This window comes from Aliivibrio logei (assembly GCF_001691055.1).
Lineage (GTDB): Bacteria > Pseudomonadota > Gammaproteobacteria > Enterobacterales > Vibrionaceae > Aliivibrio > Aliivibrio salmonicida.
Window position 1 is genome coordinate 435,901 of the sequence record NZ_MAJU01000004.1, and the last position, 13,317, is coordinate 449,217.

At 36.4% G+C, this 13,317-nt stretch carries 10 protein-coding genes and 1 pseudogene; 4 read left to right on the forward strand and 7 right to left on the reverse strand.

Going from position 1 to position 13,317, the window contains the following annotated elements; all coding sequences use genetic code 11:
• Positions 1 to 354 precede the first annotated feature (354 nt).
• On the forward strand, positions 355 to 2,121 hold the full coding sequence (locus tag A6E04_RS02180; RefSeq protein ID WP_065609684.1) for a sodium:solute symporter family transporter: 1,767 nt from the start codon (positions 355 to 357) through the stop codon (positions 2,119 to 2,121).
• Between the two features lie 164 nt (positions 2,122 to 2,285).
• Here A6E04_RS02180 and A6E04_RS02185 read toward each other — a convergent pair whose 3' ends face one another.
• Positions 2,286 to 3,083: a RecX family transcriptional regulator gene (locus A6E04_RS02185; RefSeq protein ID WP_065609685.1), complete on the reverse strand. Its 798-nt coding sequence runs from the start codon at positions 3,081 to 3,083 to the stop codon at positions 2,286 to 2,288.
• Positions 3,084 to 3,188: 105 nt separating this feature from the next.
• On the reverse strand, positions 3,189 to 4,607 hold the full coding sequence (locus A6E04_RS02190) for an aminotransferase-like domain-containing protein (RefSeq protein ID WP_065609965.1): 1,419 nt from the start codon (positions 4,605 to 4,607) through the stop codon (positions 3,189 to 3,191).
• A 124-nt stretch (positions 4,608 to 4,731) separates the two neighbouring features.
• Between A6E04_RS02190 and A6E04_RS02195 the strand changes: the two genes are divergently transcribed.
• Positions 4,732 to 5,619: a DMT family transporter gene (locus A6E04_RS02195; RefSeq protein WP_023602912.1), complete on the forward strand. Its 888-nt coding sequence runs from the start codon at positions 4,732 to 4,734 to the stop codon at positions 5,617 to 5,619.
• Here A6E04_RS02195 and A6E04_RS02200 read toward each other — a convergent pair.
• The gene (locus A6E04_RS02200) at positions 5,612 to 5,872 is read right to left on the reverse strand and encodes a hypothetical protein (protein WP_026025429.1); all 261 of its coding nucleotides are present in this window, start codon (positions 5,870 to 5,872) and stop codon (positions 5,612 to 5,614) included. The two genes, A6E04_RS02195 and A6E04_RS02200, sit on opposite strands and share 8 nt — an antisense overlap.
• Positions 5,873 to 6,111: 239 nt before the next feature.
• Between A6E04_RS02200 and A6E04_RS02205 the strand changes: the two are divergent.
• Together A6E04_RS02205 and A6E04_RS02210 are read left to right on the forward strand one after the other, a co-directional pair.
• A pseudogene (locus A6E04_RS02205) lies at positions 6,112 to 6,777 on the forward strand (ABC transporter ATP-binding protein); the annotation flags it as partial.
• A 44-nt stretch (positions 6,778 to 6,821) separates the two neighbouring features.
• Entirely contained in the window at positions 6,822 to 7,694 is an 873-nt protein-coding gene (locus A6E04_RS02210) for a hypothetical protein (RefSeq protein WP_065609691.1), read from the forward strand.
• Between the two features lie 76 nt (positions 7,695 to 7,770).
• Here the strand turns inward: A6E04_RS02210 and A6E04_RS02215 are convergent, their stop codons facing one another.
• The 4 genes from A6E04_RS02215 to A6E04_RS02230 form a co-directional block, all read right to left on the reverse strand.
• Positions 7,771 to 9,201: a cyclic diguanylate phosphodiesterase gene (locus A6E04_RS02215; protein ID WP_065609693.1), complete on the reverse strand. Its 1,431-nt coding sequence runs from the start codon at positions 9,199 to 9,201 to the stop codon at positions 7,771 to 7,773.
• 5 nt (positions 9,202 to 9,206) lie between these two features.
• On the reverse strand, positions 9,207 to 10,517 hold the full coding sequence (locus tag A6E04_RS02220; protein WP_065609695.1) for a GGDEF domain-containing protein: 1,311 nt from the start codon (positions 10,515 to 10,517) through the stop codon (positions 9,207 to 9,209).
• Complete coding sequence (locus tag A6E04_RS02225) at positions 10,510 to 11,853, reverse strand: GGDEF domain-containing protein (RefSeq protein ID WP_065609697.1); 1,344 nt, start codon at positions 11,851 to 11,853, stop codon at positions 10,510 to 10,512. The genes A6E04_RS02220 and A6E04_RS02225 overlap by 8 nt, the downstream gene beginning before the upstream one ends.
• A 121-nt stretch (positions 11,854 to 11,974) precedes the next feature.
• On the reverse strand, positions 11,975 to 13,255 hold the full coding sequence (locus A6E04_RS02230; protein ID WP_065609699.1) for a hemolysin family protein: 1,281 nt from the start codon (positions 13,253 to 13,255) through the stop codon (positions 11,975 to 11,977).
• Positions 13,256 to 13,317: the final 62 nt, after the last annotated feature.

Here is a 13,317-nt window from a genome sequence, read left to right on the forward strand (position 1 = left end):
TAGCGAGCCAATGGCTCGCTTTTTTAATTCTATGATATAAAACAAACTCTGCTTTTTATTTTACTCCATACTGATACCCGTTTTACTTTTCACGTAAAAAAGTGGGAAAACCAAGTATTTCATTTCAAAACACAAATCAATTTGTATTATTATAATAACTAATTGATTTTCAATAACTTAAAAGACAAGCCCACTAAATTAGCGATAATATAAGTAAAAACAAGCATGAAGCACGTAATTAAGATCAAAAAACATGCGGATCAGATCACGATAAAGACATATTGTAGTACAAATAAAAAATAAAAAGGGTAGTCTAGATATCAGTTAATTATGATACTTAAAAGGCTGAAAAAAATGACTATTGATACTCTTGTTGTTCTCGCCTACTTCTTCTTCTTAATCGCAATTGGTTGGATGTTTAGAAAGTTTACAACCTCTACTAGTGATTACTTTAGAGGGGGCGGCAAAATGTTATGGTGGATGGTTGGTGCAACCGCTTTCATGACACAATTCTCAGCATGGACGTTTACTGGAGCTGCAGGACGCGCTTTCTCCGATGGTTTTGTTATTGTAATTCTGTTCTTAGCCAATGCATTTGGTTATTTCATGAACTACATGTACTTCGCTCCAAAGTTCCGTCAACTTCGTGTTGTGACTGCAATTGAAGCAATTAGACAGCGTTTTGGTAAAACTTCAGAGCAATTCTTTACATGGTTCGGCATGCCAGACAGCTTAATATCTGCGGGTATTTGGCTAAATGGTCTCGCAATCTTTGTTGCTGCTGTATTTAACATCCCAATGGAAACAACCATCATCTTTACCGGTGCTGTGTTAGTCATCATGTCGGTAACCGGTGGTTCTTGGGCCGTTGTTGCTTCTGACTTCATGCAAATGTTAGTTATCATGGCAGTTACTATTACCTGTGCTGTTGCTGCTTACTTCCACGGTGGTGGCATCACAAACATTATTGATAACTTTCAGGGTGACTTCATGTTGGGGAATAACCTCAACTACGTAAGTGTATTCGTGCTATGGGTTGTCTTCATCTTTGTAAAACAATTCGGTGTAATGAATAACAGTATCAATGCTTACCGTTACTTATGTGCTAAAGACAGTGAAAATGCTCGTAAAGCCGCTGGTCTTGCTTGTATCCTAATGGTTGTTGGTCCTCTTATCTGGTTCCTTCCACCTTGGTATGTAAGTGCATTTATGCCTGACTTTGCTGCACAATATGCGTCAATGGGTGACAAGGCTGGCGATGCTGCTTACTTAGCATTCGTACAAAACGTTATGCCAGCAGGTATGGTTGGTCTATTAATGTCAGCGATGTTCGCAGCAACGATGTCTTCTATGGACTCAGGTTTAAATCGTAACGCTGGTATTTTCGTAATGAACTTCTACAGCCCTATTCTTCGTAAGAATGCAGAGCAAAAAGAACTCGTTATTGTAAGTAAACTAACTACGATTCTAATGGGTATCATCATTATTGCGATTGGCCTATACATTAACTCGTTACGTCACTTGAGCCTATTTGATATTGTAATGAACGTGGGTGCATTAATTGGTTTCCCTATGCTTATTCCAATCTTCCTCGGTATGATTATTCGTAAAACACCAGATTGGTCAGCTTGGACTACATTGATTGTCGGTGGTTTCGTTTCTTACATCTTTGGTATTTCTCTACAAGCCGAAGATATTGAACACCTATTTGGTCTAGAGCAAAATCTAACTGGCCGTGAGTGGGCAGATCTTAAAGTTGGCTTAAGCTTAGCTGCACACGTAGTCTTTACTGGTGGCTTCTTCTTAGCGACGCAGTTCTTCTACAAACCGTTATCATCTGAGCGTGAGAAAGAAGTTGATACACTATTCACAAACTGGAACACTCCGTTAGTTGCTGAAGGTGAAGAACAACAAAACCTAGATACAAAACAACGCTCTATGCTTGGTAAACTTATCAGCACAGCAGGCTTTGGTATCTTAGCGATGGCACTAATTCCAAACGAACCAACAGGTCGACTACTCTTCCTATTATGTGGTTCTATCGTATTAAGTGTCGGTATTCTACTGGTGAACGCATCCAAAAATGGAGCGGCCCCAAAGACAGCTACCGTTAATGACTAACTAACACCTAAATCCCTGTAATTAAAAAGCCTTGCTAGCTCCTAGCAAGGCTTTTTTATGTTTGATTGTCTCGTCCTGAAATGTGTTTACACTTAGGACGTTAGGCATTTAACGACTTACCATTATAAATCTGTCTTTTTACGGTTATTCAATGACCACTAGCCTTAGCTAGAAAGGGTTTCTTTGATTTCATCAGAACTAAAACCATGAGAATAAAGGTAGGCATACGCTTTGCTTTTTTCTTTTGATTTACTTAAATCAAAGCGTTTTTTATCCAATCTTGCTTGGCAGTTCTCGTAGAAATCAATGGTTCCATCCAATTCTAATTTTTCAATTTCTTCATCAAAATTCGATATATCAATCAGTTTTTGTTTTAGCTCTCGTTTGATAATTGACTTGCCTTTTAGCTTACGAGCCAGCTTTTCTATTTCTTTTACAATATCAGCTTTATCGGCTTTAATTTGCATTTTTGATGACAACGTTGACGCCACAGGGTGAGATTTTATCGCTTCTCGAACGTCTGCTGATTTAAACCCATATTTGGTTAAGGTTGCGTACAATTTATCACTAGAGAGTGACTCTAAATTCATGTCCGCTAATCGATTATTAAGTAAAGTAACTTCGCAAATTTCATCGCGATTAGTCACATAAGAAATCGCCTCGTTAACAATCGATTCATTGATCCCTTTTTCTCTCAACTTAGACAAAATGAACTGACTGCCTTTTTCAGAACTAAAAGCCATCTCAACAAATTTAATGGCAAAATCGTTATCTGGTTTTAAATAACCGCGTTCAACTAAGTCATTCAAAACCGTATCAATCCATTCTTGATTATCCGTTTTCGCAATCAATTTCTTTCGTAATTCGTTTATGGTTCGATCTTTAGCTTCAAGGTGATAAAAGGCACTGCCATAGACATTATCAATGGTTTTAGCTGGCTTAACGGGACGTTGACTGAACATGGTAACCTCTGACTTTGGTGAGCTAATGAGATCCGAATCTAACGTATCTCAATCTAAGATGCCATCTATTACGCTAATTACGTCATAGATGATGGTTAAGGGGATTTATTTACAGTGTTCCGCAATAATTCTAGCCAATGTCTTTATCCCGTTGTTCCATTTTTCATTATCGCGATAAGAGGCAAAGCTAATACGGATGCAATGCTTAAATTGATCTTGAGTACAGAACATGGTTCCCGGTAGTACACTGATTTTTTCACCCAACGCTTGTTGGTAAATCTCTGTACCATCCGCTCCAAGCGGCAAGGTTAACCAACATAAAAAGCCCCCCTCTGGCTGAGAAAGATAATAATGCTGCTTTACGTTCGCATAGCTATCCAGAGCTTCTGTTAATTGTTGATACACTCGCTTTTGATTACTTTTATAGCTGCGCTGTGCTCTATGGATATGCTGCTTATATTTGCCTTTTTTCAAGAAATCACTCACCGCAGATTGAATCAGATTTACACTGCCCATATTTTCAGACATCAATCGCTTTTCTACTTTGGCTTGATACTTCCCAGCGAGGATCCACCCGATCCGTAACCGTGAATCGAGAGTTTTAGATAATGAATTACAATAAATCACTCGATCTTCGGTATCCAATTCTTTGAACGTTTTTACCGTCCCTTCATAAGATAACCCACCAAACACATCTTCTTCGATAAAAGGAATGCCAGTTGTCGCTTTTAATAATGCTTTGCGAGCAGATTCAGATTGCGTATAACCCGTAGGATTATTATACGTAGGGTTGATTAAAATCGCCTTCACATCCCACGTTTTTATCGCTTGTTCTACTGCCTCAATATCTAACCCATAATTAAAATGGTTTGGGATCTCTATCACTTTTAATCCCAATGATTCAAGTAATAACAATGAACCGAAATAGCAGGGAGAATCAACAAGAACAATGTCTCCAGGCTTTGTTAGCGCTTGCAAACTTAAACTGATGGCTTGCTGAGCACCGTGCGTAATCAACACCTCACGAGTCGATACAGAAATGCCTAAATCCTGAGTGATGTTCGCAATGTACTTAAGTAAAGAGGCATTACCCGGAGGCATTTGATAGCAACTTGGAATATTCGCTTGTTGACGACTGTGACGGCCAATCTCTGCGTATAAGGTTCGTATCGCAGGGAAATCAATATCAGGATGAGCCGAGCCCATTGATAATAAATTATGTTCATTCGGTTGACTTAAAATGGCCTTGCTAAGAGATAATAAATCAATGTCCGACGGCGCATTTGACGTCTTTGCTTGAAATTCTCGATGGAAATTAATAGTTGCCACGGTATAGCCAGAGCGATCACGAGCTACCAACACCTGCTTTGCTTCAAGCTCTTCATAGGCTCGAATAACCGTGTTTTTTCCTACCGACAACGTTTCACTTAACTCTCGAATGGAGGGCAGTTTATCTCCTGAAAGATACAATCCTTTTTCAATACCTTGTTGAATATGCGCTTTCACTTGCTGGTATTTTTTCATCGTCCCTGCCTGATCCCCAATATAACCCACCATCTGTACCCAATAAAATAAAGGAAACTGTCTCTTACCTCAATAGCTGTGCCTAGTTAAAGTACGCAAAAGACAACAATGAACAGGAATCCTCATGCTAACTAAATACGTCCCTTTTATCTTCGTCGCCTTATGGAGCACTGGTTTTATCGGTGCTCAATATGGACTACAGTTTGCAGAGCCTGCAACTTTCCTTCTTCTTAGAATGATCGCGAATATCATCATTTTCATTGCTCTGTTATTCATATTCAAATCTCATCTTCCAAGAGGAAAAGAAGCCATTCACTCTTTGATTGCTGGCGTATTAATTCATGGGTTCTATTTGGGTGGCACCTACCAAGCGATTTCTCTTGGTATGTCGGCTGGCTTATGTGCGTTATTAGTGGGTATTCAACCTATTCTTACCGCTGTATTGTTGGTTAATTTTGGTAAACAACGTTTACTTCCCCTGCAATGGGTCGGTCTATTCCTTGGCTTACTGGGGATCACGTTGGTATTGCAAGGTAACATGGAATGGCAAGACACCAGCAACCAATACACTGCGTATCTTTTTGCCTTCATTGCCTTAATTGGAATTACTTTTGGCACGTTATATCAAAAAAAATACTGCCAGAATTCAGATCTCATTGGCAGTATGGTGTGGCAATACAGCGCAGCCTCACTGGTCTTTTTACCTGTCGCGTTATTAAATGAAACGATGGTAGTGACATGGAATGCGCAATTCATTTTTGGATTAATGTGGTTAGTGTTAGTTGTCTCAGTTACGGCTATTCTATTGTTGCTTTATATGATCAAACAAGGTGATTCTTCAAGTGTGGCTTCTACCTTTTATCTCATTCCGCCAATGACGGCATTTCAAGCATGGATAATCTTTGGTGAACACTTTGATACGCAAGGGGCGGTAGGATTCGCGCTTGCTGCTGTCGCGGTCTATTTAGTAATAAGAAAGCCCAAAGTACACTTAGTGGAGGCTATTAAATAAATTGGGATTTCTTCGCCGCGTTTGCTTTCTCTAATGAAGACAGCATTTGGTTCAATCGCTGAGGAGAAATCGCCGTTTTATGATAACTAACGGTCACATAATCGTGTTGTTTAAATGGTGTGAAATTTGAATATTCAGTTCGGTGTTCATAATAACTTTTTACAATGGAATCGAGTGACACATAACCAAAACGTTGGTAGGTTTTTTGTAGTCGGTCTGCAAACCGTTTGATCTTATAATTATTATTACTCATAAATGAACCAGTCATATTAACGACCAAAATACTCGTGCTGTTTAACATGTCTCACTACTTTGCCATAAACCGATGAAGTAATGATTAGCACATAGAAAGGAGATCCGAAACAAGGATGCTAAATAGAGGTTCTAACCTTTTGAAATACTGATAATTATCATCCATCCCTTTATTTACGGAACTTATCATGGTATTGCTACTCCATAGCAGTAAGCAACTTCAACAATGAAAGGCACAAAATGACTTCTCTTGTTCATGTAAAGCACGTATCTAAACAATATTCTGACTCAAGTCAGCAAGCGATTAATGACATCAGCTTTGATCTTAATGCAGGGCAAGTCTTAGGCTTACTCGGCCACAATGGAGCAGGAAAATCGACACTGATTAATGCCTTGCTCGGCGCACACCGCTATCAAGGTAACATTCGCATTAATGGGCTACACCCCATCGACCAACATGCTGAGTTAATGCAGCATCTTGCCTATATTTCAGATGTAAATGTCTTACCTGAATGGATGAGCGTAAAGCAATTATTAAAATACACTTCTGGTATTCACCCAAGTTTTGATATTGATAAAGCCACCGCCGTCTTAGCAAACACCAACATTCAATTAAAAAGCACCATTAAAAGTCTGTCTAAGGGCATGAAAGTACAAGTTCATTTAGCCATCGTGATAGCAACAAACACGAAAGTGCTTATTTTAGATGAACCGACATTAGGCTTGGATTTATTATACCGAGATACCTTTTATCAGCATTTAACATCTTGGTTTAACGCCGGTGAACGCTGTCTGATTATTGCCAGTCATGAAGTGTCTGAAATTGAGCACCTATTAACGGATGTTCTAATATTAAAGCAAGGCCGAATCGTGAAACAAGAAAACATGAATAACATTCCACAAGGCACGTTAGCCGAACTCTTTATCACGCTTCAAAAGGAGTCAATCTAATGCGTCCATTTCTATTTATGCTTGAAAAAGAATTCATTGAACACAAAACAGTTACGCGTGTTCCTTTATTTATCCTTCTTTGCGGCGTGGCACTTTTCATCAGTGTGATGATGAACACAAGCCTACAAGATAACTTATTTATCTCAGTTCAAACTCAGGGAGATTTCACGCCATTTTCGACGGAGTTTTCTGATGACTTAGAAATGATGCTGAGTTTTATGGCTGGTATTTTGTCGTTAGCGTTAACGACAACGTATTTCTCCAAAACACTCCGAAAGGAACGTAAAGAAGGCAGCTCTGCATTCTGGCGCAGTATGCCAATATCAAGCCAGTACACACATGCCGTAAAACTGACGTTTGGTCTGATTGTAATTCCGTTGATTTTCTCTTTACTCGTATTGATTGCAAATCTTTTCTTCTGGATCATTAGTTTATCAAGTGACACGGTTTTAGTGATGCTTCATGAGCACGCGTCCTTCATCTCGATTATTGCTAACTGGCTGCAGTTTATGGGGCGAATGATGTTAGTTAGCCTTGTAATGTTACCGATGGCAGCGTTAATCCTTAGCATTTCACAAGTCAGTAATTCACCATTAATTGTTGTCTTTTTAGGAGGTTATGCACTCAAAGTAATGTCTGCATGGATATTAGGATGGGACGGCATTGCGGTATTCTTAACGCATATTTATAAGATACCAACAACAATTTTACTCTCGAACACACCACTAATGAGCTTTGCGCACGCAGGAATAGGCTTTCTAACGCTTTATTCATTGCTTGGGGCTATTGCGCTCTTTGTCAGTATTTCATTGTATCGTACGACTGAAATTTCTTGGCAATCACTAAATCCAACTTGGTTATTTAAAAGATAGTTGATTAACTTCTACCAACGCACTCCAACAAAAAGGGAGAGGCTAATTAGTCTCTCCCCTTTCTATTGAGTCACTTTTATCGTTTTACTTTTAAATAAAACTCATTGAGTGGCATCGGTTTAAAGTACAAGAAACCTTGATGCGATGAGATGTTCAAATCATTCAGGATCTTTTTCTGATTCTGATTTTCTACCCCTTCCGCTACCAGGTTTATGTTCAAATTATTCGCCAATAAAATAATGTTCTCTACTATTTTCAGAGACTGTTTGTTTGTTTCAATATCATCAATAAATGATTTATCAATTTTCACAAAATCAAATTGGTAATAATTCAAATACTGCAATGATGAGTAGCCCTTTCCATAATCATCTAACGCAAACTTCACCCCTACCGCTCTGAATTTTTGCATGTATGAGATAATGTTGTGTCTGTCTTCAAACTCAGTCGATTCTGTGAACTCTAATACCAATACAAACTTGTCACACAGTTGTTTACACAAAAGGTATATGCCATCGTCATACAGACAGCTTTCCGTTAAATTAACGCTTATCCTTAACTCACTTTTGGGGCTGTTTTGATAACACTCAATTAATTGACCTAACAACGATTTTGTCATCGCATTCATCAAACCAAATTTTTCAATTTTAGGAATAAACTCAAGTGGCGAGATTATCCCCCTTTTTTCGGTTATCCAACGAGCAAGCACTTCTCCCCCGATAATGTGTTCTTTTTCATTTACGATCGGTTGCACAAATGGCTTTATACTATTGTTTTTTATCGCTTTTCTTAACGTAAAGAACTCTATATTAAACAGCGTATTTTTTACGGACAACGCTTTTAGCAAAGCCATCACGAGCAGTGAAATAACAATAACAAGTCGATTATCTATTAAGTAATTCTTCACTGAAGACGCCGCATCGTATTTAAGTAAAATTAAAAAATCATACTTTGCCGATGGATAATTATCTTCCTCATTGGCTTTGTGTAATCCAAACTGGTTCTCTTTTGATATCGTGTACTCTTGATTAGACAAGATGACGTTTCCCACTCGGTTTTCTTCTAAGTCAAACGGAATACCTTTCATGAAAAATTGAATGCCATTGGCCTCATCATAGCGATGATAATACGAAATTGCAGGTAGACTAGTTAATGTATCTTTTTCTTTTATATTAATTTCTTTTTCTGGAACTGCTTTTTTTGAGATGTTCATACCCACAATTGAACTACAATAATATTGACCATTTCGAATAATAGAAATGCTGTTTATCGTAGGACTTAATGCCACTATCTTTTGCAAAGGTATCATCATCTCTTGGCAATTTTTATCTTTAAACTGATCCAGTTCTTGAACCGTTTCTTTTGCTTTATCCAACTTTATTTCGATTTTTGCTATAGTGCCTTCAACATTAGATTCAACGAATCTCTTGTAGTCGGAAAAAATTACATATTTAGAAACTATGAAAATAATAAAAATACAAACGATGTACCTATTACAAATAAATTTCATTTAGTTTACGCTTCCAATACCGTCACTCTGTTTCTTCCAGAATGCTTTGATTGATACAAGGCTGTATCTGCCAGCTTAAATGCCTTTTTAAAAGAGAGCGTTTTACCTGTAGTCGCTCCAATAGACACTGAGACACTGATTCCTGCAATCGACTCTATCGCTATAGAATATCGAATGGCTTCTGTTCGATTTAGTAGACCTGTGTATGAGATGTCATTTAATACAATAACAAACTCTTCACCACCCCATCGAATCGCCATGTCACCTCTTCTCACGTATTTTTTAATTCGATGACAAACTTCTTTAATTACTAGATCACCGTGAAAGTGACCATATTGATCATTAATTGCTTTAAAATTATCAATATCGATAATGATAATCGATTTTCCTGACGTTCGATTCAGTTTTTCTTCCTGAAAATCACGTAGATATAACCCTGTCATATTATCTAACCGATAATAATATAGAAATCGATATAGAGAACTCTTAATTAAAAATAGCACACATGTTACAACCAAGGAAACACCTAAACTTAACATCAATAAATTCACCATGTTTATAGATAGAATTATTTTGTTACTTACCGGAGTACAAGGTATATCAATCAAATCACTGGATAAGGAGAAGACATGATCACTGCCATAGTTCAAAAAACTATATCTTTTTTTATTAAAATTATTTAACCAATTTGAGAAAACACCGACTTTCATGTCCAAAAGAAATATGGCTCTTAATTTTTTATTTTCATAAATTGGATAAAATATACTTCTAACATTTTCATCTGTAAATTGCTCTATATAAGGTTCTGTTAATTTAAGATCACATTGAGCAAAAGCTTGATAACTTTTTGACATATTTTCGTTATCTAGAATCCTATCAATCCAACTTAAATCTGATACTTCTTTAGAGTTCAATCTAACATGAACTTCATGCAATGGCTTAAAATGGGCGATGTTAATATTAGATTCAAGTTTTTCTAGGATCGCTATACTCCAATAATCATCACCAATATAGTTTCTCAACTCTGCCTCTAATAAATTAATACCACTAGATAATTTTTTAACCTTACTGTCTTCATCAACCATAATAGAAACATTATCACGTACATAAGTTCCTTTATTAAGATCTATCATCGTTGTATTTAAATAGAAAGGCGTAATCTTTCTAACTGTATCATACAGCTTTGTGATTTTTTCATGAAACTCCATTCTAAATGAATTAGCTTCTAATTTGTTATATTGATATAATATACAAAAAGACAATAGAAACAAGAATAAGAATACCTTCAAATAAGTACTATCCATTATCTTACGCATTATATTTATTCCTATCTAAAGTCACACGATTACGCCCCATTTTTTTTGATTGATAAAGAGCCCTATCTGCTCTTTTTATCGCTTCCAAAGCCAATTCAGATTCTTGCTGTTCAGAGCCTCCAATAGAAATTGTAATATCCATATCTTCTATTCGTTCATTTTCTATTCTTGCTCTAATCATTTCAGCTTTATTTTTAAAAGAATTAAAATCCATTTGATAGAAAATAATAACAAACTCCTCACCACCCCACCGAATCGCAATATCATGATCTCTAATGCTCTCTTTTATACGTTGGGTTACGACTTTGATGACTTGATCACCAACATCATGTCCATAGTTATCATTAACTAATTTAAAGTAGTCTATATCTATAATTAGGAAAAAAGCTTTCTCTACTCGTTTCAATTTATTCTCAATAAAATCTCGACGCAAAAAACCGGTCATCCGATCATTACATTGAACACTGTGAATTTTTAGATAAAAACGATATAAAAATGTCGCAAATACATAAATAACAGAAGTAATATAAAAACTAATGGCTAACAGTTTGAATATATCTATACTCACAGTTAATGATGCATTATTTAATGTGTACGGTATATTTATATTAAATGTAGCCCAATCAAATCCTTTAGCTTCAGTAATATACCTCCATTTTTTATTACTAAAGTCATTAACTAATGAATCGTTCCACCCGTCTTTAATATCAACAATAATTACAGACACCAAGTTTGAATTTAAATAGATCGGATATATAACAGAATATATTTTTTCATTTGATAAGTTTTCTTTATAAACATCTGTTATTCTTATATCATCATTATGAAACCCTTTATAAGTTTCATTTAAACCTTCTAGTTCTACTATACGATCTAACATTAATGTATCATTTTTTGATTCATAATTAATTTTAATATAATTATCTCTTAACGGTTTATAGTAGGCATTCCCCGTATATTCATCATCTACATCATGAATTTTTTCAAAAATAGCAACCGTCCATATATATTTTTCATTCATAACTTCAGATAAACTTTGATACAATAAACTTATTGCTGGTGATAATACCTTCACCTTTCCGGTTTTATTTACAATAACACCTACGTTATTGTCTTCTTTATAAATACCAGAATTCCTTATTGTTTCATTTGCATTAATATAATAGCCATGAGTTCGCTTAGTTATATCCACTAGCTCTTGATATTTAATATTAATTTTCTTTTCTAAAATTCCAATCGATAATGCATTGTAATAGAACAAAGATGAGAAAACCCCAAAAAACAAAACGAAAAATAAGCAAAGTTTTAAAAAAAACATTTTCTTTATATTATTCATAGATTTTATTATTTATCACTAATCATTTATAATTAAATGCAGCATAAATTAGATAGCATGATGCACTACAAATGAAAGCACTCATACGATCCATCATCGCTTTCAACATATCCTTTATTTTTTAAATACGAGTCACTCGTACTTTGCTTGCTCTGTTATTATCAACCGAGAGTACTTCAAAATTCCATTCTTGGTATTGAACTGAATCACCAATAGTTGGAACATTGCTCGTCAACCACATAAACATACCGGTTAAGGTTTGATAGTCGGCCTCTTTCTCTTCAGGTAATGTTTTTAGATTTAATGTGTCTTTTAATACCGTGATTGGGATGGAACCATCGAGTACCCATTCTTCATCTGATACTTTATCAGCCCATGAATCATTTGGGTTTTCTGACTTAAACTCACCTGCAAGCGCTTCTAATAAATCTTTTTGAGTTACAATACCTTGAGCATCACCGTATTCATCCACAACAAGCGCAATTTCTTCGCCTGTGGTTCTTAATAACTCAAGCAATTGGCTGCCGAATTTGTTCTCTAGAATCGTTAAACATGGCAACAAGTTACGCATCAACCATTTTGTACGATGTTCTTGATGAGACGCTTTTAATAAGAATCGAGACGTTGTGAAACCCAGAACGTGATCCATGCCACCGCGCGTTACGGGATAGATTGAATAGTCTGAACGCAACAATTTAGGTAGGTTTTCATCCCACGATTGTTCTGTATCAAAATAGACTAATTCACTTCTTGGTGTCATTAATGAAGCGACTTTTCTATCGTCTAAATGGAAGATATTGCGCATCATTGTATGTTCTTGTTTTTCTATCACGCCTTGCTCTGATCCTTCATGCAATAGTGCATGAATATCGTCTTCAGTAATCGACGCTTCATCCGTGTTAGAACGGCCAAACAAACGCAATATCCCATTGGTAGAAATAGACAATAGGAAGACAAACGGTCTAGAGATTAATGCAAGCAACCCAATAGGGCCTGCAATTAACGTCGAGATACGCTCTGCGTGGAACAGAGCGATACGCTTTGGTACAAGCTCACCCACAACAATAGAAACGTACGTAATAATAACTACCGTTGAGATTGTTGAAATCGTCGGTGCAAGGGTTGCAGGAACGCCTAAGGATATAATCAACTCAGACAATGGACCCGCAAGGGCGGCTTCGCCCAAAATACCGTTAAGGATACCGATAACGGTAATGCCTATTTGTACGGTAGATAAAAATTGTGTTGGGTCTTCACCCAGTTTTATCGCTCTTGCCGCAGACTTACTTCCTTCTGCCGCTAATTTTTGTAATCGACTCTTTTTTGCTGTCATCAATGCAATTTCTGACATAGCAAACACACCATTAATCACAATTAAAAAAAGTAAAATGGCAATATCCAATGTAAACCTCTAACTAATAAATAGACTATTACAGCTAAAATAGGCTGTAATTTTTATATTCT